The sequence below is a fragment of the Mycolicibacterium monacense genome (genome assembly GCF_010731575.1).
GTDB classification, from domain to species: domain Bacteria; phylum Actinomycetota; class Actinomycetes; order Mycobacteriales; family Mycobacteriaceae; genus Mycobacterium; species Mycobacterium monacense.
This window is the reverse complement of sequence record NZ_AP022617.1, coordinates 5,895,718-5,919,218: the sequence shown is the minus strand read 5'-3', so window position 1 is coordinate 5,919,218 and position 23,501 is coordinate 5,895,718. Positions and strand designations below refer to the sequence as shown.

General features: G+C 68.5%; 20 protein-coding genes. 10 read left to right on the top strand and 10 right to left on the bottom strand.

Features of this window, described 5'->3' with window-relative positions; genetic code table 11:
* Positions 1–42 precede the first annotated feature (42 nt).
* Together G6N49_RS28495 and G6N49_RS28490 are read right to left on the bottom strand one after the other, a co-directional pair.
* The gene (locus tag G6N49_RS28495; RefSeq protein ID WP_011561814.1) at positions 43–1,665 is read right to left on the bottom strand and encodes an AMP-binding protein; all 1,623 of its coding nucleotides are present in this window, start codon (positions 1,663–1,665) and stop codon (positions 43–45) included.
* The gene (locus G6N49_RS28490; protein ID WP_064874331.1) at positions 1,662–3,359 is read right to left on the bottom strand and encodes an AMP-binding protein; all 1,698 of its coding nucleotides are present in this window, start codon (positions 3,357–3,359) and stop codon (positions 1,662–1,664) included. Before G6N49_RS28490 ends, G6N49_RS28495 begins: the two co-directional genes overlap by 4 nt.
* Before the next feature lie 49 nt (positions 3,360–3,408).
* On the opposite strand from G6N49_RS28490, the gene G6N49_RS28485 reads away from it, so the two are divergent.
* The 4 genes from G6N49_RS28485 (at position 3,409) to G6N49_RS28470 (ending at position 7,934) form a co-directional block, all read left to right on the top strand.
* Positions 3,409–4,266: a helix-turn-helix transcriptional regulator gene (locus tag G6N49_RS28485; protein WP_011857009.1), complete on the top strand. Its 858-nt coding sequence runs from the start codon at positions 3,409–3,411 to the stop codon at positions 4,264–4,266.
* 22 nt (positions 4,267–4,288) lie between these two features.
* The gene (locus G6N49_RS28480) at positions 4,289–5,392 is read left to right on the top strand and encodes an epoxide hydrolase family protein (protein ID WP_083045018.1); all 1,104 of its coding nucleotides are present in this window, start codon (positions 4,289–4,291) and stop codon (positions 5,390–5,392) included.
* 1 nt (position 5,393) lies between these two features.
* Complete coding sequence (locus G6N49_RS28475; protein ID WP_083045019.1) at positions 5,394–6,764, top strand: NAD(P)-binding protein; 1,371 nt, start codon at positions 5,394–5,396, stop codon at positions 6,762–6,764.
* Positions 6,765–6,902: 138 nt separating this feature from the next.
* Positions 6,903–7,934: a GGDEF domain-containing protein gene (locus tag G6N49_RS28470; RefSeq protein WP_322790277.1), complete on the top strand. Its 1,032-nt coding sequence runs from the start codon at positions 6,903–6,905 to the stop codon at positions 7,932–7,934.
* A 31-nt stretch (positions 7,935–7,965) separates the two neighbouring features.
* Here G6N49_RS28470 and G6N49_RS28465 read toward each other — a convergent pair whose 3' ends face one another.
* The 4 genes from G6N49_RS28465 to G6N49_RS28450 form a co-directional block, all read right to left on the bottom strand.
* Positions 7,966–8,841 (bottom strand): hypothetical protein, encoded by an 876-nt coding sequence (locus G6N49_RS28465; RefSeq protein ID WP_064874337.1) that lies wholly within the window; start codon positions 8,839–8,841, stop codon positions 7,966–7,968.
* Between the two features lie 123 nt (positions 8,842–8,964).
* Positions 8,965–10,797, bottom strand: a complete 1,833-nt coding sequence (locus tag G6N49_RS28460; RefSeq protein WP_083045020.1) for an ABC transporter ATP-binding protein — start codon at positions 10,795–10,797, stop codon at positions 8,965–8,967.
* Positions 10,794–12,719 carry an ABC transporter ATP-binding protein gene (locus G6N49_RS28455; protein WP_083045021.1) on the bottom strand — a complete coding sequence of 642 codons (1,926 nt, stop codon included), beginning with the start codon at positions 12,717–12,719 and terminating at the stop codon, positions 10,794–10,796. The genes G6N49_RS28460 and G6N49_RS28455 overlap by 4 nt, the downstream gene beginning before the upstream one ends.
* Positions 12,720–12,770: 51 nt before the next feature.
* Positions 12,771–14,651, bottom strand: coding sequence for an ABC transporter ATP-binding protein (locus tag G6N49_RS28450; protein WP_011857016.1), 1,881 nt, complete (start codon positions 14,649–14,651; stop codon positions 12,771–12,773).
* Between the two features lie 74 nt (positions 14,652–14,725).
* Between G6N49_RS28450 and G6N49_RS28445 the strand changes: the two genes are divergently transcribed.
* The 3 genes from G6N49_RS28445 to G6N49_RS28435 are packed head-to-tail and all read left to right on the top strand — an operon-like array spanning position 14,726 to position 17,585.
* Positions 14,726–15,508: a potassium channel family protein gene (locus G6N49_RS28445; RefSeq protein ID WP_011857017.1), complete on the top strand. Its 783-nt coding sequence runs from the start codon at positions 14,726–14,728 to the stop codon at positions 15,506–15,508.
* A 17-nt stretch (positions 15,509–15,525) separates the two neighbouring features.
* A complete protein-coding gene (gene prrA / locus G6N49_RS28440; RefSeq protein WP_197913496.1) occupies positions 15,526–16,236 on the top strand; it encodes a two-component system response regulator PrrA in 711 nt (236 codons plus the stop codon).
* Between the two features lie 2 nt (positions 16,237–16,238).
* A complete protein-coding gene (locus G6N49_RS28435; protein WP_011561826.1) occupies positions 16,239–17,585 on the top strand; it encodes a sensor histidine kinase in 1,347 nt (448 codons plus the stop codon).
* Between the two features lie 71 nt (positions 17,586–17,656).
* Here G6N49_RS28435 and G6N49_RS28430 read toward each other — a convergent pair whose 3' ends face one another.
* Complete coding sequence (locus tag G6N49_RS28430) at positions 17,657–18,025, bottom strand: FKBP-type peptidyl-prolyl cis-trans isomerase (RefSeq protein ID WP_011561827.1); 369 nt, start codon at positions 18,023–18,025, stop codon at positions 17,657–17,659.
* Between the two features lie 36 nt (positions 18,026–18,061).
* Between G6N49_RS28430 and G6N49_RS28425 the strand changes: the two genes are divergently transcribed.
* Genes G6N49_RS28425 through G6N49_RS28415 form a run of 3 tightly spaced genes read left to right on the top strand, consistent with a single transcriptional unit; the run spans position 18,062 to position 20,233 of the window.
* Positions 18,062–18,310: a DUF2630 family protein gene (locus G6N49_RS28425; RefSeq protein ID WP_011561828.1), complete on the top strand. Its 249-nt coding sequence runs from the start codon at positions 18,062–18,064 to the stop codon at positions 18,308–18,310.
* Positions 18,311–18,354: 44 nt separating this feature from the next.
* Positions 18,355–19,854, top strand: coding sequence for a phytoene desaturase family protein (locus G6N49_RS28420; RefSeq protein WP_242670878.1), 1,500 nt, complete (start codon positions 18,355–18,357; stop codon positions 19,852–19,854).
* Positions 19,855–19,885: 31 nt separating this feature from the next.
* Positions 19,886–20,233, top strand: a complete 348-nt coding sequence (locus G6N49_RS28415; protein WP_083045035.1) for a hypothetical protein — start codon at positions 19,886–19,888, stop codon at positions 20,231–20,233.
* Positions 20,234–20,237: 4 nt separating this feature from the next.
* Here G6N49_RS28415 and G6N49_RS28410 read toward each other — a convergent pair whose 3' ends face one another.
* From G6N49_RS28410 to G6N49_RS28400, 3 genes are all read right to left on the bottom strand, one after another.
* On the bottom strand, positions 20,238–20,657 hold the full coding sequence (locus tag G6N49_RS28410) for a MarR family winged helix-turn-helix transcriptional regulator (RefSeq protein ID WP_011561831.1): 420 nt from the start codon (positions 20,655–20,657) through the stop codon (positions 20,238–20,240).
* Positions 20,647–22,083, bottom strand: coding sequence for an MFS transporter (locus G6N49_RS28405; RefSeq protein WP_083045023.1), 1,437 nt, complete (start codon positions 22,081–22,083; stop codon positions 20,647–20,649). The genes G6N49_RS28410 and G6N49_RS28405 overlap by 11 nt, the downstream gene beginning before the upstream one ends.
* An 85-nt stretch (positions 22,084–22,168) precedes the next feature.
* On the bottom strand, positions 22,169–23,473 hold the full coding sequence (locus G6N49_RS28400; protein ID WP_011561833.1) for a citrate synthase: 1,305 nt from the start codon (positions 23,471–23,473) through the stop codon (positions 22,169–22,171).
* Between the last annotated feature and the right edge of the window lie 28 nt (positions 23,474–23,501).

The following is a 23,501-nucleotide window of genomic DNA, read 5'->3' as shown; positions in this document are numbered from 1 at the left end:
CCTCGCAGCACCCGCCGACATCAGCATCCCGGAAAAGGCACGTCAGTCGCCGCCGAGCCCCAACAACCGCACGGTCTCCGCGCGCATGTCGACCTTGCGGACCTTGCCCGTGACGGTCATCGGGAACTCGTCGACGACGTGCACGTAGCGCGGGATCTTGTAGTGTGCGAGCTTGTCGCGGGCGAACTCTCGCACCGCTTCGGCCGTCAGCGGCGGTCGGCCCGGTCTCATCCGGATCCAGGCGCAGATCTCCTCGCCGTACTTGTCGTCGGGAACACCGATCACCTGGGCGTCGTCGATGTCGGGGTGGGTGTGGAGGAACTCCTCGACCTCCCGCGGGTAGATGTTCTCCCCACCGCGGATCACCATGTCCTTGATGCGCCCGACGACGTTGCAGTAGCCGTCGTCGCGCATGACCGCGAGGTCGCCGGTGTGCATCCACCCGTCGGCGTCGATCGCCTGGGCCGTCTTGTCGGGGTCGTTCCAATAACCCAGCATCACCGAGTAGCCGCGGGTGCAGAACTCGCCGGGCTCACCGCGTTCCACGGTCTCGCCGGTGTCGGGGTCGACGATCTTCACCTCGACGTGCGGGTGGGCCCGACCGATCGTCGCGGTGCGCCGGTCGAGGTCGTCGTCGATCAACGTCTGGCACGACACCGGGGAGGTCTCCGTCATGCCGTAGGCGATGGCGACCTCCGTCATGTGCATCTCGTTGATGCAGCGTTTCATGACCTCCACCGGGCAGACCGAACCGGCCATGATGCCGGTCCGCAGCGACGACAGGTCGGTGCCGGCAAAGTCCGGATGCCCGAGCATCGCGATGAACATCGTCGGCACCCCGTAAACGCCTGTGCACCTCTCCTTTTCGATCGCGGCCAGGGTGAGGCCGGCATCGAACCCGGGCGCCGGGATCACCATGGTCGCGCCGTGGGTGGTGCACCCGAGGTTGCCCATCACCATGCCGAAACAGTGGTAGAACGGCACCGGGATGCACAACCGGTCGGTGGGACCGAGGCCGATGAGCTCGGTGACGAAGAACCCGTTGTTTCCGATGTTGCGGTGCGACAGCGTCGCACCCTTGGGGAAGCCGGTCGTTCCCGACGTGTACTGGATGTTGACGGGATCGCGAGAGTCCAACTCCGCCATACAGTTGCGCAGTTTCCCCACCGATACGGCGTCCGCGCCGCGACGCAGCGCCGCCCAGTCGTCGGTGCCGAGGTAGACGACCTCGCGCAGACGGGTACAGCGGGCGCGCACCTCGTCGACCATCGCGACGTAGTCGGAGGACTTGAAACCCGTCGCCGCGATCAGCGTGCGCACCCCGGACTGTTCGAGTACATAGGCCAATTCGTGGGTGCGGTAGGCCGGGTTGATGTTGACCAGGATCGCGCCGATCTTCGCCGTCGCGTACTGCAGGATCGTCCACTCGGCGCAGTTGGGCGCCCAGATTCCGACGCGTTCGCCCCGCTCGACGCCCAGTCCGATCAAACCTCGTGCGACGAGGTCGATCTCGTCGTTCAGTTCGGCATAGGTCCAGCGCCGTCCGGTGTACACCTCGACGAGCGCCTCGGTGTCGGGGTGCTGCGCCACGATGCGTTCGAGATGCGCCCCGATCGTCTCCTCGATGATCGGGGTGGTGGTGGGTCCGGCGTCGTAGGACTTCATCCGGCCACCAGGTCCTCGTAGCGGTACTCGGTGGGGATCGCGCGCCCGGCGCTGTCCTCCTCGCGGCGGCGCAACTCGACCCGCCGGATCTTGCCGGAGATCGTCTTGGGCAGTTCGTAGAACTCGACGCGGCGCACCTTCAGGTACGGCGCCAGGTGATCGCGGGCGTACTCCATGATCGACTTCGCGGTGTCGGCGTCGGCCTGCCAGCCCTCGGCAAGTGCGACATACGCTTTCGGCACGGACAGCCTTGTGTCGTCGGGCTGCGGCACCACGGCGGCCTCGACGACGGCGGGGTGCTCGATCAGCACGCTCTCCAGCTCGAACGGCGACACCTTGTAGTCCGATGACTTGAAGACGTCGTCGGTGCGGCCGATGTAGGTGATGTAGCCGTCCGAATCCCGTTGGGCGACATCGCCGGTGTGGTAGTAGCCACCCTCGGTCACCGCGGCGTTTCGGGCGGGATCGTCGAGGTAGCCGATCATCAAGTTGACCGGCTGCCGGCTCAGGTCCAGGCAGATCTCGCCCTCCTCGGCCGGCCGGCCGGTGAGCGGATCGACCAGGACGACGGGCACACCCGGCATCGGCCGCCCCATCGAGCCGGGTTTGACCGGCTGACCCGGGGTGTTGCCGATCTGCAGCGTCGTCTCGGTCTGGCCGAAACCGTCGCGGATCGTCAGGCCCCACGCCTTCCCCACCTGAGCGATGACGTCGGGGTTGAGCGGTTCACCGGCGCCCAGGATCTCGCGCAGCCCCGCAGGTTTCGTGCCGAGATCGGACTGGATGAGCATGCGCCACACCGTCGGCGGTGCGCAGAAGGTGTTGACCTGCGCCCGGTTCAGCTGGCGCAGCAGCGCCGCGGCGTCGAAGCGGCGGTAGTTGTAGACGAAGATCGTCGCCTCGGCGATCCACGGTGCGAAGAAACAGCTCCACGCGTGTTTGGCCCAGCCGGGAGAACTGATGGCCAGGTGCACGTCACCGGGCCGCACCCCGATCCACCCCATCGTCGACAGGTGGCCGACCGGGTAGCTCACCTGCGAGTGCTCGACGAGTTTGGGCTTGCTGGTGGTGCCGGAGGTGAAGTAGATCAGCATCGTGTCGTCGACGGTGGTGCGCGCGGCGAACGGACCGGCCGACACGGTGTCGTAGGCCTCGCCGTAGGTGTGCCACCCCGCGACCGGGGCGCCGACCACGATGCGCAGGTAGTCGCCGGGCACCTCGGTGAACTTCGCGGTGTCCGCGGCGTTGGCGATCACCGCCGTCGCGCCGCCGCGGGTGATGCGGTCGGCGAGGTCGGCCGGGCCGAGCGCACCGGTGGTCGGCATGATGACCGCACCCAGCTTGGTCACCGCCAGCATGGCCTCCCACAGCTCCACCTGGTTGCCGAGCATGAGGATCACCCGGTCGCCCTTGCCGATGCCGCGCCGCTCCAGCCAGGTGGCCACCCGGTCGGAGCGGTCCGCCATCTGGGCGAACGTGATCTGCTCTTCGCGGCCGTCCTCCTCGACGATCCACAGCGCCCGCCGGTCGGCGGTGATCGGGTCGCGCGCGATGACGTCGAACCAGTCGGTGGCCCAGTTGAACGCACCCTCCAGCCGGGGCCACTCGAAGCTCTGCAGCGCCTTGTCGTAGTCGCCGATGACTGCGACCAACTGGTCACGCGCGCTGCGGTACAGATCGGTGTTCGTGCTCATGCGGATATGCTCTACGTCACACACGTCCACTCGCTACCCCCGAAAGAGGGTGTTGTCCGTGCGCCCGTCGGTCCCGTCGCTGTTGCGACCGCGCGACGCCGACGCCCTGCGCGCCGAACTGCGGCGAATCGCGTCGATGACGGGCCTTCCGGTGACGTTCGGCGGTGAGGTGTTCGACCGAACGCTGCTGCTCACCGAGTTCGTCGGCGCCAGGACCAGCGGTTTGCGCGGGCTGGCGGTCCGCCCGAACTCGGGTCTGGGCGGGGCCACCGTGGTGGCCGGACGTCCGCGGTCGGTGGCCGATTACCGGCGCGACCTCACCATCACCCACGACTACGACGGGCCCGTGCTCGGTGAAGGGATCCACTCCGTGCTGGCGGTGCCGGTGGTCGTCGACGGCGAGGCCCGCGCGGTGCTCTACGGGGCGCAGCGGTCCCCGTCGCCGATCGCCGACCAGACCGCGGACTTCATCGTGGCCTCGGCCCGCCGCCTGAGCGCCGAACTGCGGATCCGCGACGAGGTGGACCGCCGTCTGCGGTTGCGGGAGGCGGCCCTGGCCGGTGCCGGGGCGGGATTGGCCGGTACCGAAGAGGTGCGTGAGGTGCACGCCGAACTGCGCCGGCTGGCCGCGGACTCCCCCGACGGGGCGAAGCTGCGCGAGCTGGCCGACCGGCTGGCACACGCCCTCGGCGGCGACGCCCCCGCCGTCGAGACCCCGCTGAGCGGGCGCGAACTCGACGTGCTGACCCAGGTCGCCATGGGGTGCACGAATGCCGAGGCGGCGCAACGGCTTTCGCTGCGGCCGGAAACGGTGAAGAGTTACCTGCGCAGCGCGTCGGCCAAACTCGGCACGCGGACCCGCCACGAATCGGTGTCCCGGGCGCGGCTGCTGCGGCTCATCCCCTGAGCCTCGTGCGAGGATCGCTGGTGTGTCCGCCATCACACCCTTTCGCATCGACGTACCCGATGCCGTCCTGACCGACCTGAAGGATCGCCTCGCCAACACCCGGTGGCCGGAGGCCGAATGCGTCGACGACTGGAGCCAGGGCATTCCGCTGGCCTACACCCGCGAACTGGCCGACTACTGGGCGAACGGCTACGACTGGCGCACCCGCGAGGCCGCGCTCAACCGGTTCGACCAGTTCACCACCGACATCGACGGGCTCGACATCCACTTCATCCACCAGCGCTCGTCGCGGCCCGACGCCTTCCCGCTGATCATCACCCACGGGTGGCCCGGCTCCGTCGTCGAATTCGACAAGGTGATCGAACCGCTCACCGCCGCCGGCTTCGACGTCGTCTGCCCGTCGCTGCCGGGGTACGGCTTCTCCGGCAAACCGACGTCGACGGGGTGGGGCATCGAGCGGATCGCGAAGGCCTGGGACGAGCTCATGGTGCGGCTCGGCTACGACCGCTACGGCGCGCAGGGCGGCGACTGGGGTGCGGTGATCACGACGCAGATCGGCCGCAACGAACGCGGGTGCGTCGCCATCCACACCAACATGCCGATCGGGCGGCCGCCGAAGGACCTCGCGAACCCGACCGACGAGGAAAAGCAGACGCTCGCGGCGATGGCCGAGCGAAAGCGTTGGGGCACCGGGTATTTCCAGCAGCAGGCCACCCGGCCGCAGACGCTGGGCTACGGGCTGGTCGACTCCCCCGTCGGGCAACTCGCCTGGATCGTCGAGAAGTTCCGGGAATGGAGCGACTGCGACGGCCACCCCGAGAACGTGTTCACCAGAGACGATCTGCTCGACAACGTCACGCTGTACTGGGTGACCGCATCGGCCGCGTCGTCGGCCAGGCTGTACTGGGAGAGCGGCGTCGGCGGCCGGGGTTCGGGGCCGGTCCGCGTGCCGACCGGCGTGGCGTCCTTCCCGAAGGAGATCGTCCGGATGCCGCGGCACTGGTGTGAGGACAGCTACCACCTCACCCATTGGACCGACATGCCCCGCGGCGGGCACTTCGCCGCGTTCGAGCAGCCCGAGTTGTTCGCCGACGACGTCACCGCGTTCTTCGACAGCGTGCGCTGACATGCTCGAGGCCGACTACCTCGTCGTCGGCGCGGGGGCGATGGGGATGGCGTTCGTCGACACGCTGATCGCCGAGTCCGACGCCACCGTCGTGATCGTCGACCGCAACCACGCCCCCGGCGGACACTGGACCACCGCGTATCCGTTCGTGCGGTTGCACCAGCCGTCGGCGTACTACGGCGTGAACTCCCGTCAGCTCGGCAGCGGCGCGATCGACCAGAGCGGACCCAACGCGGGGTTCCACGAACTGGCAGGCGGCGCGGAGGTGTGCGCGTACTACGAGGCGGTGATGCGCCGGCAGCTGCTGCCGACCGGCCGGGTCACCTATCTGCCGATGACCGAGTACCTCGGCGGCGGCCGGGTCCGCACACTCGGCGGCGACGAGGTCTCGGTCGCGGCGCGGCGCACGGTGGTCAGCCACATCGACGTCGTGGTGCCCTCGATGCGGCCACCGGCCTACGACGTGGCGGCCGGGGTGGAGTGTGTGCCGCCGAACGCGCTGCCCCGGCTGCGCGGGGTGTACGACCGCTACGTCATCGTCGGCGCAGGCAAGACCGCGATGGACGCCTGCGTGTTCCTGCTAAGGCACGGGGTCGACGCGCAGCGGTTGACGTGGATCAAACCGCGTGAGGCGTGGCTGATGGACCGGGCGACTGTGCAGCCCGGCGCGCAGTTCGCCAAGCGTGCGCTCGCCGACTTCACCGCCCAGTTGGTGGCGGTCCGGGATGCGACGTCGTTGGCCGACCTGTTCGGCCGGCTGGAATCGAAGGGGTCCCTGCTGCGGATCGACGAATCGGTGGAGCCCACGATGTACCGCTGCGCGATCGTGTCGCAGGGCGAGCGGGAGATGCTGCGCGGCATCGAGGACGTGGTGCGGCTCGGCCATGTGACCGCGATCGAACCCGGACGCGTCGCCCTGGAGAACGGGGTGGTCGAGGTCGATGAATCGGCGCTCTACGTCGACTGCACGGCCGACGGGCTCGGGGACAAGGCGCCGGTACCGGTGTTCGACGGTGACCGGATCACGCTGCAGACCGTCCGCACCTGCCAGCCGGCGTTCAGCGCGTCGGTCATCGGTCACGTCGAGGCGGCCTACGGGGACGACGACACCCGCAACGCATTCTGCGGGCCGGTGCCCTACCCCCACGTACCCGCCGACTGGCTGCGGATGATGTTGGCGTTCAACCGGAATCAGCTTCAGTGGTTCGCCGACCCGGACATGATGGCGTGGGTCGACGGCGCCCGGCTCAACATCCTGCACCACATCACCGCGGGGGTGAGCGAGCGGGCGCGCGAGCGGATCATCGGCATGCTGGGCTCGCAGTTGCACGACCTCAACGACAAGCTCGAGGCTTTGCTCACCGAAGTGTGAACTTCGCGTCCGGTGGCCGTCGGCATCTGGTTAAGTTTGCCAAGGGAAGTACTTTCGATCAGTTGTGAGCCGGGGGCGGGGAAGATGGCGGCGGCGTTGTCGCGTGGGTGGTGGTCGCACGCCCACCATTACGAGTGGATGAGCGACTACCTGGTCGCCCGCGGGATGACGGCGGCGGTGCGGGTGATGATGGCAGGCATCGCGGCTTCGCTGTCGGTCTGCCTGCTCGTCCTGCTGCGATTCGACGGGCCGCAGGACACCGTCCCGGTCGCGATGACATGGACCGCGGTCGCCGGGGGGGTCTTCGGGGTGGCGTTGTGGGCGCGGCACTGGCCGACCCACACCGAGTCGGTGGCCTTCGCCGTCGTGTCCAACGCCGCGATCGCGCTGTCGTGTCTGGCCTATCCCAACCCCACCGGTGCGCTCACCGGGTGCATCTCCTTCGCGACCATCGCCGCCTACATCGCGTTCTTCCACTCCACGGCGCTGGTGGTCTACAACTTCGCGGTGACGACCGCTGTCGCGGTCATCGCCGCGCTGCGGATCGCGCTGTCCGGGCATCCCGCGATGGCCGTCGTCGACCTGTTCATCGTGGTGCAGATCAACATCGCGATGCCGGTCGCGATCCACGTCCTGGTCCGGGCGCTCGGCGTGGATCTGGCGCGCGCCGACCGGGATCCGCTCACCGGGCTCCTCAACCGTCGCGCCTTCTATGCGCACAGCGCGAAACTGCTCACCGGCGGGCCGTCGCACGGTGGGACCCACCTGGTCATGGTGGTGGTGGACCTCGACGACTTCAAGCGGATCAACGACACCTACGGCCATCAGGTCGGCGATGAGGCGCTGATCTCGGTCGGGCAGGCGCTGTCCCGCGCGGTCGTCGGGTTCCCGGCGGTGATCGGCCGCAGCGGTGGCGAGGAGTTCGTGGTTGCCGCCGTACTGGAGACCGACGATCCCGCTCCGCTGGCCGAGCAGATCTGTGGGGAGATCGCCGCGCTGCCGGAGCCCGTCACGGCGAGTGTGGGGACGGCGTGCATCGCGCTCGACGCGTCGCGGGGAAACCATGAGTCGACGCTGGACCGGATGGTCCGGGCTGCCGACGCAGCGATGTACGAGGCGAAACGGGCCGGTGGGAACAAGTGCCACCACCTCGGCGAGCCGTACTGGTGAGGTCGGGGTTGATTCTCGCCCGAGACTGAACTCACGCAGCCAAAGTACGAGAAGCCCCCTGCGACACTTCAGCCTCGCGAACCCTTCGCGCATGCCCAACGCGCGCAAGGATGTCGGCCTCGTCGTCTTCGGCGATCACCCGCACGACGATCCAGCCGAGTGCCGCGAGACGTCGCAACTTGCGCTGATCCATCACATAACGCCTCCGGTTCGTCCGGTGATAATCCCCGTCGTACTCGACAGCGATCCTCAGCTCGGGCCAGCCCATATTCGAGACCCCGATGAGGCCGCGGTGGTCGAAGACCGGGATCTGCGTGGTCAGCGAGTCGTATCCGTTGTCGATGAGGAGCAGCCGCAGCCACGTCTCCTTCGGTGAGGCTGCGCCCGCGTCGATCAGCGGCAACGCGATGCGTAATCCCTTCAATCCTCGAGCGCGGGGATAACGCTCCGCCAGCGACCAGACATCGTCGACACGGAAGCGCTGCGCCCACATGAGCGCGTCCAGTCGTGCGACAGCATCGTCGCGTGGCAGTCGTCGACCGAGGTCGAAAGCCGTTCGCGCGCAGTTGGTCACGGGCAGCCGACCGAAACGGTCCACCTCGTCCGCGGCGAGGGTGTCGTTGCGGACGATCAGACCTTCGGGGGCATGGGTGTTGTTCCAGATCAATTCGATGGGGATGTCGTCATCGATCCAAGGAGCACCCTGCATCGCCGCGGCCGACAGTCCCCCGATGACCGCGCGTCGTCGTGACCACAGCCAAGCCGCATAGATCCTGTCCTTCAGCGAAAGCTCCGCCTGGTTGGGGCAATACACATCCGGATAGATGCGTGTGTGCCGGCGCGCCAGCTCATGTCGTGTGACGGCGCCGCCGGCCAACGCCTCCGTGCCGATGAAGATCCTTCCCATGCGCTGATGCTGGCAGTGGGCACCGACACCCTGCGCGACACTGAACTCACGCAGCGAAAGTACGAGAGACCCCCTGCGTAGCTTCAGTCTCACGACGCAAACCCCCGCTGGGCCACCCCGAATTCAGGCCAACGACTGCTCCCACGCCTGATGCAGGGCCGCATAGCGACCGCCGTCGCGGCCGATCAACTCGCTCGGCGCGCCGTCCTCGACGATGCGGCCACCTTCGACCACCAGCACCCGGTCGGCGATCGCGACCGTCGAGAGCCGGTGCGCGATCACCAGCGCGGTGCGGTCACTCAACACCGTCTCCAGCGCCCGCTGCACCATCCGCTCGCTCGGGATGTCCAGCGACGACGTCGCCTCGTCGAGGATCAGCACCGCCGGGTCCGCCAGGAACGCCCGCGCGAACGCGACGAGTTGCCGCTGCCCGGCCGACAGCCGGCCACCGCGCTTGGCGACGTCGGTGTCATAACCCTCGGGCAACAGGTCGATGAACCGGTCCGCGCCGACGGCCTGCGCCGCGGCACGCACCTCGTCGTCGGTGGCCTCGGGTTTGCCGAACCGGATGTTGTCGGCGACCGTGCCCTCGAACATGAAGTTCTCCTGCGTCACCATCACCACGTGCCTGCGCAACTCGCTCTGCGACAGACGCCGCAGATCGGTCCCGTCGAGCGTGACCGCGCCGGACGTCGGATCGTAGAACCGCGCGATCAACTTCGCGATCGTCGTCTTACCCGCACCCGTGGTGCCGACCAGCGCGACGGTCTGACCGGCAGGCACCGTCACGGTCAGCCCCGGCAGCACCGGCCGGTCCGGCGAATAGCCGAACGTCACGTCGTCGAAGGAGATCTCGCCGCGCACGGACTCCAGGCGGACCGGGTCGGTGGGATCCTTGATCCCCGGCCGCTCGGCGAGCACCCCGGCCAGCTTCTCCAGCGCCGAGGACGCCGATTGGAACGTGTTGAAGAACTGCGAGATCTCCTGCATCGGTTCGAAGAACATTCGCAGATACAGCAGGAACGCGGTCAGCGTGCCGATCGTCATCTCACCGTTCAGCGTCCGGTAGCCGCCGTAGAGCAGCACCACGCCGGTGGTGATGTTGCCGACCAGTTTCACCCCGGGCATGAAGATCGCCAGGAGCCGGAAGGTCCGCTCGTTGATCTCGCGGTACTCGTCGGCGATGTCCTCGAAGATCTCCTGGTTGCGCGGTTCGCGCCGGTAGGCCTGCACCGCCTTGATGCCCGTCATCGTCTCGACGAACTGAACGATCACCAGCGCGGCGCTCTCCCGCACCTTGCGGTAGGTCTTGGCCGACTCGTTGCGGAACCACCACACCAGCGCCACCAGGATCGGGAACGCGGCCAGGCACATCAGACCCAGCTTCACGTCGAGGGTCACCAGCAGGATGGACGTGCCGACAAGCGTGAGCACCGCGGTGATCAGGCTGTCGAACCCGGTCTCCAGCATGTCCTGGATGGCTTCGACGTCGTTGGTCGACCGACTCACCACCCGCCCGGAGGTGTACCGGTCGTGGAAGGCCAGGTCGAGGCGCTGGAAATGACGGAACACCCTGCGGCGCAACTCCAACAGCACCTTCTGGCCGATCCGGCCCGACCTGCGCAGGAAGAACATCCGGCTGGCGGCCTGTACGAGCACCACCGTGCACAGCGCGCCGACGATCAGCATCAGTTCGCGAGCGGGCTCACCCTCGAGCAGCGGTGGGATGCCGTGGTCGATGCCGCGTTGCACCAGCAGCGGAATACTGAGGCGTGCAAGGTTTTCCACCACCACGACGAGCGCGAGCAGGAACACCGTCATCCGATAGGGTTTGAGCAGGTTGCCCAGCAGGGCCCGGGCCTCGCGGCGGCGGGGGACGCTCTCGTCGATCGGGAGGTTCCCGTCGTCCCCGTCCTGGTTCTCCTTGACGCGTCCGCGCCAGTCGGTGACGCTCATCGGCGTTCGGCCTCCGATGTCACGAACCGGGGATCGGCGCAGGCGTCCTCGGTCGCCTCGTGTTCGGTGTACGCGTGCTCGATGCGCTCGCGCGCATCGTCGTCCGTCCAGTCGGCGGCGCGTTCGGCGCCGTCGTCGAGTTCGTCATCGGCGGCCAGCAGGTAGCGGTACTGCGGCACATCAGCGAGCAGTTCGGCATGGGTGCCGACGTGGGTGACGGTTCCGTTCTCGAGCAAGGCCACCTTGTCGGCCAGGAGGACGGTCGACGCGCGGTGCGCGACGACGATGCCGGTGACCGCGTGCAGCACCCGGCGCAGCGCCTCCTCGACGACGGCCTCGGTGTGGACGTCGAGCGCGGAGAGGGTGTCGTCGAGGACGAGGATCCTCGGGGCCGCGAGGATCGCGCGGGCCAGCGAAAGACGTTGCCGCTGACCGCCGGACAGGCTCATACCCTGTTCACCGATGCGGGTGTCCAGCCCGAACGGCAGATCGTAGACGAACTGCGCGGCGGCCACCTCGATGGCCTCGGCCATCTGTGCTTCGGTGGCGTCCGGCCGGCCCAGCCGGAGGTTCTCGGCGACCGACATCGAGAACAGCGTCGGATCCTCGAACGCCGTCGCGACGGCCTGGCGCAGCGCCGGCAGCGACAGCTCGCGGATGTCGACGCCGTCGATGCGGATCGACCCCTCGGTCACGTCGTAGAGCCGCGACAGCAGCGCGGCCAGCACCGACTTACCCGACCCCGTCGACCCGACCAGCGCCACCGTCTCGCCAGGTTCGACGGTCACGTTCACATTCCGGAGTGCCCAGTCCTTGCTGTCCGGGAATCGGAACCCCACGTCGACGAGTTCGAGGCGGCCGCCGCGCGGGGTGTCGTTGCGGGGGCCGTCGGTGATCTCCCGTGGCGCGTCGAAGATCTCGGCGATGCGGTTGGCCGCGGTGTACGACTCCTGCATCATCGACAGCAGGAACCCCAGCGAGGCGATCGGCCACACCAGCGACAGCATCATCGTGATGAACGCGACGAGAGTGCCCAGCGTGACGTAGCCGTTGCCGGCGGCGTACGCGCCGAAACCGAGCACGACGATCAACGTCAGGTTCGGGATGATCTCGAGCAGGGTCCAGAACTTCGCCGACACCGACACCCGGGCGACCTGGGTGTCGTAGAGATCGGTCAGCTGCTGGTCGAACCGGTCGTAGACGTAGTCCTCGCGTCCGAAGGACTTCACCACCCGCAGCCCCAGCGCCGACTCCTCCACGTGGGTGGCGACGTGGCCGGACTGGTCCTGCGCCAACCGCGACAGCCGCGTGTACTCCCGCTGGAAGTGCAGGACCGTCAGCGTGATCGGCACGATCGACACCAGCACGACCACACCCAGCGGCCAGTACATCGACAGCAGGATCGCGGTCACGACGACGATCTGCAGACCGTTGAGGATCAGGAACACCAACCCGAACGACATGAACCGCCTGATCGTGGACAGATCGTTCATCACGCGTGACAGCAGCTGTCCGGACTGCCAGCGGCCGTGGAAACTCATCGGCAGGATCTGTAGCCGGGCGTAGAGGTCCTTGCGGATGTCGGCCTCGACGCCCATGGTGGCGCGCGACACCAACCACCGCCGGATGAACCACAGCACGGCCTCGGTGATGCCGACGCCCATCGCGGCGGCGCCGAGCACCCACAGCCCCTGCTGGTCCTGGTGGCGCACCGGCCCGTCGATGACCGCCTTGGTCATCAGCGGGATCGAGATCGTCGCGCCAAGGCTGGCGATCGCGACGACGAACATCACGATCCAGCGCACCCGGTAGGGCATCAGGTACGGCAGGAGCCGCCACAGGTCTGAACTGGCCCTCGGCCGCGCCCGCCGAGCAGCGATCGCGGGCGCCGAGACGAGGGCGCGAGAGTCGGGATTGGCCACTTAGTCAATCTTCCCATCGGCGGCAAGCCAATAACGTCGCGGCGGAAAACGTCACGCAACCGCCTCCGGCTCCGCGAACTGGGTCTCGTACAACTCGGCGTAGCGGCCGCCGCGGCCGATGAGCTGGCGATGCGTCCCGCGCTCGACGATCCGGCCGTCCTCGACCACCAGGATCAGGTCGGCGGCCCGCACGGTCGACAGCCGGTGGGCGATGACCAGCGACGTCCGCCCGGCCAGCGCCTCACCGAGGGCCTGTTGCACCGCGGCCTCCGACGCCGAGTCCAGCGACGCCGTCGCCTCGTCGAGCACCACCACCCGTGACCTCCCCAACAGCAGGCGGGCGATGGTCAGCCGTTGCCGTTGCCCGCCGGACAGACGGTAGCCACGTTCACCGACAACCGTGTCGAGCCCGTCGGGCATTGCGGCGACGACATCGGCCAACCGGGCGCGGCGCAGCACCTCCCAGAGCCGGTCGTCCGTCGCCTCGGGGGCGGCCAGCAGCAGGTTGGCCCGGATCGACTCGTGGAACAGGTGTCCGTCCTGGGTGACCATGCCGACGGTGTCGCGCAGCGATTCGAACGTCACGTCGCGCACGTCCATCCCGGCCAGCCGCACCGCACCGGAGTCGACGTCGTAGAGACGGGCCAGCAGCGCGGCGATCGTCGACTTGCCGGCGCCCGAAGACCCGACCAGCGCGACCATCTGCCCCGGCTCCGCGGTGAACGAGATGTCGTGCAGCACCTCACCGTCGTCGCGGTCGTCGAGCACCGCGACCTCCTCGAGCGAGGCCAGCGAGACCTTGTCCGCCGTCGGGTAGGAGAACCGCACGTGATCAAATTCGACGCGCACCGGGCCGTCGGGTACCGCGACGGCGTCGGGCTCCTCCCGGATGATCGGCTCCAGATCCAGCACCTCGAAGACACGCTCGAAAGACACCAGCGCACTGGCGATCTCGACCCGGGCATTGGCCAACGCGGTCAGCGGTGCGTAGAGACGGGTCAACAACAGCGCCAGCGACACGATCGCCCCGGCCTGCAGATGACCACCGAGGGCGATCACCCCGCCGAGCCCGTACACCAGCGCCAGGGCGAGCGCCGACATCAGCGTCAGCGAGTTCATGAACGTCGACTGCAGCATCGCCGACCGCACCCCGATGTCGCGGACGCGCCCGGCGCGGACCGCGAACTCGTGGGATTCGCTATCGGGGCGGCCGAACAGCTTGACCAGGGTGGCGCCGGGCGCGGAGAACCGTTCGGTCATCTGCGTGTTCATCGTCGCGTTGTGAATGGCGCTCTCCCGCGACAGGTGCGCCATCCTGGCGCCGATTCGGCGGGCGGGCAGCACGAAAACCGGGACCAGCACGAGTGCGACGACGGTGATCTGCCAGGAGATCGCGAGCATCACGCCGAGCGTCAGCGTCAGCGTGACCAGGTTGGAGACCACCCCGGACAGCGTGTCGGAGAACGCGCGCTGTGCGCCGAGCACATCGTTGCCGAGGCGGCTGACCAGCGCACCGGTGCGGGTGCGCATGAAGAACGCCACGGGCATCTTCTGGACGTGCTCGAAGACGGCGGTGCGCAGGTCGAAGATGAGGCCCTCGCCGATGTTCGACGACAGCCAGCGCGTCAGCAGCGACACCCCGGCCTCGGCGAGTGCGACGGTCGCGATGACGGCGGCGAGCCCGATCACGACCGACGCCGCGCCGCCGCGCGTGATCTCGTCGACCACCCGGCCGGCCAGCACGGGCGTGGCCACCGCCAGCGTCGCGCTCACCACGCTGACCGCCACGAACGCGGCGAGCCTGCGGTGGTGCCGGCCGGCGAACCGCCAGATGCGGCGCAGCAGGGCACGGTCGGCCAGCGAGTGCAGATCTCCGCTGCGGGCGTGCGCCTGGCGGTACAGGGTCTGCCGGGCGACCGTTTCGATACTCATGAATTCACCGTAGAACCTCAACAAAAGGTGAGGTCAAATGTTCCCGGGTGGCGGCGGCGGTTCGGAGCCCCCGGGTGGGGGTAAGCAGCCGAACCGTGACGACTCCGCAGAACACGATGGAGAAGTGGGAGCGGCGGACGGAGTGGCCGCTGGCAGGCGTCGCCCTGCTCTTCCTGGCCGCCTACGCCGTTGACGTGCTGATTCGGCCGCACGGCACGGGCGCTGACATCACCCGCGCGGTGACGGCGGTGTCGTGGTCGCTGTTCATCGCCGACTACCTGGTGCGGCTCGGCCTGGCCCGCAACCGGTGGCGATGGTTCTACCGGCACCTGTTCGACCTGGCCATCGTGGTCCTGCCGCTGCTACGTCCGCTGCAGCTGTTGCGGCTGGTCACGCTGATCACCGTGATGCAGCGCGCGGTCGGCAACGCGATCCGCGGCCGGGTGGTCATGTACACCGTCGCCGGCGCGGTGCTGCTGGTGTTCGTCGCGTCGCTGGCGGTGCTGGAGAGCGAACGCGGGCAACCCGAGGCCCACATCACCCACTTCGGGCAGGCCCTGTGGTGGTCGATCACCACGATCACCACCGTCGGCTACGGCGATCTGACCCCGGTCACCGCGACGGGACGGGTGATCGCGGTGCTGCTGATGATCGGCGGGATCAGCCTCGTCGGGTCGATCACCGCGACGCTGGCGTCGTGGATCGTGCAGCGGGTGTCCGACGAGGACGCCGCCGCGAACATGGTGACGACCGAACACATCGGCAGGCTGCTCGCCGAGATCGCGGATCTGCGCGGGGAGATCGCACAGATGCGTGAGGAGGGACGGCGATCCAGCGGGCAGCCTCCCCCAGCCTGACCTCGGTATCAGGCAAGATTGCTCCTATGGACAGTGGTGTGGGATCGCCCCGGGTACTGGTCGTCGACGACGACCCCGACGTGCTGGCGTCTCTGGAGCGCGGGTTGCGGCTGTCCGGGTTCGACGTGTCCACCGCGGTGGACGGCGCCGAGGCGCTGCGCAGCGCCACCGAGACGCGCCCCGATGCGATCGTCCTCGACATCAACATGCCGGTGCTCGACGGCGTCAGCGTGGTCACGGCGTTGCGCGCGATGGACAACGACGTGCCGGTCTGCGTGCTGAGCGCGCGCAGCAGTGTCGACGACCGGGTGGCCGGTCTGGAGGCGGGCGCCGACGACTACCTCGTCAAACCCTTCGTGCTGGCCGAGCTCGTGGCCCGGGTCAAGGCACTCTTGCGTCGGCGCGGTTCGTCGGCGACCTTCTCGTCGGAGACCATCCAGGTCGGCCCGCTCGAGGTCGACATCCCCGGCCGGCGGGCCCGTGTCAACGGCGCCGACGTCGACCTGACCAAACGTGAATTCGACCTGCTGGCGGTGCTGGCCGAGCACAAGACCGCGGTGCTCTCCCGCGCCCAGTTGCTCGAACTGGTCTGGGGTTACGACTTCGCCGCCGACACCAACGTCGTCGACGTGTTCATCGGATACCTGCGCCGCAAGCTCGAGGCGGGCGGCGCGCCCCGCCTGCTGCACACCGTGCGCGGTGTGGGATTCGTCCTCCGGACCCAATAGCCATGAGCGCGCTGTCGCGGATCTTCCGCCGCACCCCGTCCCTGCGGACCAGGGTGGCCTTCGCGACAGCAATCGGCGCGGCGATCGTCGTGGTCATCGTCGGCACCGTGGTGTGGGTCGGCATCACCAACGACCGCAAGGAGCGCCTCGACCGGCGCCTCGACGAGGCGGCCGGTTTCGCGATCCCGTTCCTGCCGCGCGGCCTGGACACCATCCCGAAGTCGCCGAACAACCAGGACGTCGTCATCACCGTGCGCCTACCCAGCGGTGAGGTCACCTCGAACTCCGACGTGGTGCTGCCGGAGTCGCAGCCTGGGTACGCCGACACCTACGTCGACGGTGTGCGCTACCGGGTGCGCACCGTCGACATCCGCTACCCCGAACCGATGTCGGTGGAAGTCGGCGCCACCTACGACGCCACCGTCGCCGACACCAACAACCTGCACCGACGGGTGATCATCATCTGCGCATTGGCGGTCGGGGCGGCCACCCTGCTGGGCTGGCTGCTGGCGGCGTTCGCGGTGCGCCCGCTCAAACGCCTCGCCGAACAGACCCGCCAGATCGACGCCGGTGACGAAGCCCCCGACGTCGAAGTGCGCGGCGCCTCCGAGGCCGTGGAGATCGCCGAAGCCGTCAAGGGCATGCTCGAACGCATCTGGTCCGAACAGGACCGCACGAAGGCCGCGCTGGCGTCGGCGCGCGACTTCGCGTCGGTCTCCGCGCACGAACTGCGCACGCCGCTGACCGCGATGCGGACCAACCTGGAGGTGCTGGCCACCCTCGACCTCGCCGACGAACAGCGCAAAGAGGTGATCAACGACGTCATCCGGACCCAGTCGCGTATCGAGGCGACGCTGTCCGCGCTGGAACGCCTGGCCCAGGGCGAACTGTCGACCGCCGCTGACCATGTGCCCGTCGACATCACCGAACTGCTCGACCGCGCCGCCCACGACGCGATGCGCGTGTATCCGGACCTGGAGGTGACGCTGGTGCCTGCGCCGACGGTGATCATCGTCGGACTGCCCGCCGGGTTGCGGCTCGCCGTCGACAACGCGATCGCCAACGCCGTCAAACACGGCGGCGCCACGCGGGTGCAGCTGTCGGCGGTCAGTTCCCGCGCGGGTGTGGAGATCGCGATCGACGACGACGGCGTCGGCGTGCCCGAGGAGGAACGCACGCGGGTGTTCGAGCGGTTCTCCCGCGGGTCGACCGCGTCGCACTCCGGCTCCGGGCTGGGGCTGGCGCTGGTCGCTCAGCAGGCCGAATTGCACGGCGGGACGGCGACACTGGAGTCCAGCCCGCTCGGCGGGGCGCGGCTGCTGCTGCGGCTACCCGGGCCCCGCGGCTGACCCTGCGCGAACGTGAGCTTGTGCGTGAGTCGCGGGCGCTTTCTCGCTCACGGGCTCACGTTCGGCGGACCTTATCGGGTGGCCAGCAGGTCGATGACGAAGATCAGCGTCTTGCCCGACAGCCGGTGACCCCCGCCGGCGGGCCCGTAGGCCTGTGCGGGCGGAATCGTCAGCTTGCGCCGGCCGCCGACCCGCATCCCCGGGATGCCGTCCTGCCAGCCCTGGATCAGACCCTGCAGCGGGAACTCGATCGACTGGCCGCGGTTCCACGAGCTGTCGAACTCCTCGCCGGTGTCGTACTCCACGCCGACGTAGTGCACTTCGACGTTGGCGCCGGGCACCGCCTCGGGGCCCTCACCGACGACCAGATCCTCGATGACCAGCTCAGTCGGGGCCGGGCCGTCCGGGAAGTCGATCTCGGGTTTCTGTCCTGGGTTCACAGTCACGTCCCCACGGTAGTCGGGCAGACTGGAGCCGTGGCATCAGACCAAGACATCCTGGCTCAGGTGAACAAGCTCGTCGCCGAGGAGCAGCAGCTCCGCGAGGCACTGCAGCACCGCGAGATCGACGAGAGTGAAGAGCATCAGCGGCTGCGCGCGGTGGAGGTCCAACTCGACCAGTGCTGGGATCTGTTGCGGCAACGGCGCGCGCTGCGGGACAGCGGTAGGGATCCGCGTGAGGCGGAGGTACGCCCGGCCGACGAGGTCGAGGGCTACCTGAACTGAGCTCCGCCTACGACGCGCTGATCGTCGGGGGCGGCCACAACGGGTTGGTCGCCGCCGCCTACCTCGCGCGCGCCGGCCGCCGGGTCCAGATGCTCGAGCGGCTCGACCACGTCGGCGGGGCCGCGGTGTCGGCGCATGCGTTCGACGGTGTGGACGCCCGCCTGTCGCGCTACTCGTACCTGGTGAGCCTGCTGCCCAGACGCATCGTCGACGACCTCGGCGCGCGGATCCGCCTGGTCAAACGCCGCTACTCCTCCTACACGCCCGACCCGGCCACCGGCGGGCACACCGGCCTGCTCATCGGGCCCACGAGCACCTTCGACGCGGTCGGCGCCGCCGCCGACGAGGCCGGTTTCAGCGACTTCTACCACCGCTTCCGCACCGTCACCGAACGCCTGTGGCCGACCCTGACCGCACCGCTGATGACCCGCGAGCAGATCCGACGGCACGTACTGTCCGGCGCCGACGACCGGGCGTGGCGGGCGGTCACCGAGACGCCCATCGGCGCGGCGATCACCGCGGCGGCGCACAGCGATCTGGTGCGCGGGGTGATGGCCACCGATGCGCTGATCGGCACCTTCGCGCGCACCGACGACCCGTCGTTGGTGCAGAACATCTGCTTCCTGTACCACCTGCTCGGCGGCGGCACCGGTGACTGGGACGTGCCGGTCGGCGGCATGGGCGCGGTGAGTGGCGCGCTGGCCGCGGCGGCGGCCGGTTTCGGTGCCGAGATCACCACCGGCGCCGAGGTCACCGCCATCACGCCCGACGGTGAGGTCACCTACTCGGCGGGCGGGCGGGAGCACCGGGTGGGCGCCCGGTTCGTGCTGGCCAACGTCACCCCGACCGTGCTGGCCGCGCTGCTGGACGAGCCGGCGCCGCCGTCGGCACCCGGTTCGCAGGTGAAGGTCAACCTGATGCTGCGCCGGTTGCCGAAGCTGCGGGACCCGACGGTGACGGCCGAGCAGGCGTTCGGCGGGACGTTCCACATCAACGAGACACTGAGCCAACTCGACGCCGCCCACGACCGGGCGGCGGCCGGTGACGTCCCCCAGCCGCTGCCGTGCGAGATCTACTGCCACTCGCTCAACGATCCGACGATCCTGTCCGACGAGCTGCGCGCCGCGGGTGCGCAGACGCTGACCGTGTTCGGACTGCACACCCCGCATTCGCTGCTGGCGCACGGCGACGACGACCGGATGCGTAACACGCTGACCTCCGCGGTGCTCACGTCACTGAATTCCGTTCTGGCCGAACCGATTCACGATGTGGTGATGGAGGATGCCGCGGGCCGGCTCTGCATCGAGACGAAGACCACCACCGATCTGGAACACAGCCTGAACATGACCGGCGGCAACATCTTCCACGGTGGGCTGCAGTGGCCGTTCGCCGAGGCCGACGATCCGCTGGACACCGCCGCGCAGCGTTGGGGCGTGGCCACCCGGCACCCTCGAATCCTGCTGTGCGGGTCGGGTTCCCGTCGCGGCGGCGGGGTGTCCGGGATCGGCGGGCACAACGCGGCCATGGCTGTACTGGACAGCTGAGCGTACGCTGGCCTGCGTGAACGCCACCTGGATGCTCGCCGGGGTCACCGCGGCCGGCCTCGTGTTCGCCGCACCCGCCACCGCCTCGCCGAGTTACGGCAGCAACGGGTTGTTCGGCGTCGACGAGCAGGCCGCACAGGGCTGGGCCACCGCGTTCATCCCGCCGGGTCGCTACCGGGTGGACCAGGCGCCGAGTATGCCGCCGTATCAGAGCGCACCCGGATTATGGTTGCGCTGCAGCGGTTTTCCCTGCGCGATCGAGGTGTGGAACAACGTCATCGCCAAGGGTGACGCGATCCGCGACGTCCCGACCTTCGTCGACATCGCACCGACCGACGCCGGGGTGCGGTTGTACAACGTGACGCTGACCCGGGTCTGAGGCCTCAGCGGCCGGTGAGCTTGCGCAGCGTCGCCCGCAACGCTTCGAGTTCGCCGTCGTCCAGGGCGGCCAGCCCTTCGGGCGCGGGATCGTCGATCGCCTCGATCGTCGCCAGCACCGCACGGCCGTCATCGGTCAGCGACACCGTCTTGCAGCGGCGGTTCGCCGGATCGACCTCCCGCACCACCAGGCCCCGGTCCTCCAGATCGTTGACGGCGACCGTCGCCGCAGGCGCGTCCAGCGTCGCCGCCTGAGCCACCTGCTTCACCGTCATCGGCTGACGGCCCAGCCGCCGCAACACCCGGACGCGGCTGAACGGCAACCCCGTCTCCTCGACCACCGCGCGCCGCCAGCTGTCGCGGTTGTCGAAGACCAGGGCCGTCAGCGCACCCCATACCTCGTCGGCGAGCGGGTTACGCGGCACGGGTCGCCCCCTGCCCCACCACATCTCCCGAGATCAGCGGCGCCAGCCGGTCGGCGGAGTGCATGGCGCGGCCCGATGTGGAGTACACCGCCAGCGCGGTGATGATCAGCCCGAAACCGACGAGGACGAACCACAGCGGCCGCGCCGCGGCGGCGAAGTCCGTCGACGTGCCGGCCAGCGCACCGCCCGCGACCGAACCGCACAGCGCCACACCGATACTCACGCCGATCTGCCTGCTGGTGGACGTCACCGCCGACGCCGCGCCCGCGCGCTCCAGCGGCATCCCGCTGACCGCGGCATTGGTGATCGGCGCGTTGACCATCGAGAAGCCGATACCGAAGACGGCGAACACGACGAGCAGTTCCCAGACCGGGGTGGTCGCGGTGAGGAAGCTCAGCATCGCCGACGCCGCCGTGATGAACACCCCGGCGATCAGCAGCGACGGCCGGGCGCCGAAACGCCCCACCAGCCGGCCCGACAGCGGGGAGAACAGCAGTGCCCCGATCGCGATGGGCAGGTAGATGAGACCGGTCTCCATGGCGGAGTAGCCGCGCTCACCCTGCAGGTACAGCGACATCATGAACAGGAACGCACCCCAGCCGGCGAACGCCGACACCGCGGTCACCGTCGCCGCGCTGAACGGGATACTGCGGAAGAAGCGCAGATCGATGAAGGGGTCGTGGCGGCGTGATTCGTAGCGGAGGAACCCCGCGAACGCCACCAGCGCAACCGCGGCGGCGGTGAGCGTGAGCGGATCGGTCCAGCCCAGACCGGGCCCCTCGATCAGGGCGAACACGATCCCGAACAGGAACACCACGGCCAGGGCCTGCCCGATCGGATCGATGTTGCGCATGGTCGTCGACTTGGTCTCGGGCACGAACACCGCGGTCAGGATGATCGCGGCCGCGCAGATCGGCAGGTTGATCCAGAAGACCGCCCGCCAGCTGACCGTCTCGATGAGCAGACCCCCGACGATCGGGCCCAGCGACATGGCGATGCCCACCACCGAACCCCAGATGCCCAGCGCCCGGGCCCGTTCCACCCGGCCGGTGAAGATCTGCGAGACGATTGACAGCGCAACGGGATTCATCATCGAACCGCCGATGGCCTGCAGCAGGCGCGCCACGATCAGCGTCTCGATGTTGGGGGCGAGGCTGCACAGCAGCGATCCGAAGGCGAAGACCGTCAGCCCGATCTGGAACACCCGGCGCCGGCCGAACCGGTCCCCGGTCGCCCCCGCCAGGATCAACAGCGAGGCCAGCACCAGGGTGTAGACGTCGACCACCCACTGCAGCTGCGACGGGGAGGCGTGCAGATCCGAGCGGATCGCCGGGATCGCGACGTTGACGATCGTGGCGTCCATGGAAACGATCAGCAGGCTCAGACAGCACGAGACCAGGATGATGGCCTTGCGCCGTGCGCTCATGCCGACGGTTTCAATCACCCAACCATTGTGAAACTACAACTGTTCGCAAGGCAAACCCGCGCCGAATTCGACGGAAGTGGCGAGGTCAGCGCTTGTCGGTGTCGATGTAGTCGCGCTCGGTGTAGCCGGTGTAGATCTGCCGGGGGCGGCCGATCTTGCCGGGCTCGGAGTGCATCTCCCGCCAGTGCGCGATCCAGCCGGGCAGCCGGCCCAGCGCGAACAGCACGGTGAACATCCGCGTCGGGAAGCCCATCGCCCGGTAGATCACGCCGGTGTAGAAGTCGACGTTCGGGTACAGCTTGCGCTCGACGAAGAAGTCGTCGGTCAGCGCCACCTCTTCGAGCGACTTCGCGATGTCGAGCAGTTCGTCCTCGACGCCCATCTTGCCGAGGATCTTGTCGGCCTGCTCCTTGACGATGCGGGCGCGCGGATCGTAGTTCTTGTAGACGCGGTGGCCGAAGCCCATCAGCTTCACGCCGTCCTCGCGGTCCTTGACCTTGCGCACGAACTCGCGGACGTCACCATCGGACTTCTGGATCTTGGTCAGCATCTCCAGCACCGCCTGGTTGGCGCCGCCGTGCAGCGGGCCCCACAGCGCATTGATGCCGCCCGAGATCGAGGTGAACAGGTTGGCCTGCGAGGAACCCACCAGCCGGACCGTCGACGTCGAGCAGTTCTGCTCGTGGTCGGCGTGCAGGATCAGCAGCATGTCGAGTGCCCGCACGATCTCCGGGTCGACCTCGTAGGGCTCGGCCGGGAAGCCGAACGTCATCCGCAGGAAGTTCTCGACCAGCGTCAGCGAGTTGTCCGGGTACAGGAACGGCTGCCCCTCGGACTTCTTGTACGCGTAGGCCGCGATGGTCGGCAGCTTGGCCAGCAGCCGGATCGTGGACAGTTCGACCTGGTTCTTGTCCATCGGGTCGAGCGAGTCCTGGTAGTAGGCGCTGAGCGCGTTGACCGCACTCGAGAGCACCGGCATCGGGTGGGCGTTGCGCGGGAACCCGTCGAAGAACCGCTTGAGATCCTCGTGCAGCAGGGTGTGCCGCTGGATCTTGGTGGTGAAGTCCTCGAGCTGGTCGGCGGTCGGCAGCTCACCGTAGATGAGCAGGTAGCTCACCTCGATGAACGTCGACTTCTCGGCCAGCTGCTCGATGGGATAACCCCGGTAGCGCAGGATGCCGGCGTCGCCGTCGATGTAGGTGATCGCACTCTTCGTCGATGCGGTGTTGACGAATCCGCCGTCGAAAGTGGTGTAGCCGGTCTTCGCCAGCAGCGACCCCAGCGCGATGCCGTCGGCACCGTCGGTGGCCGGGACGATATCCAGCTCGAGCTCGCCGCCGGGGTAGCTCAGCTTGGCGTGCTCAGTTGCACTGGACGGATTATCGGCCACGGGAATCCCTTCATCGTCGCTCCGCAGG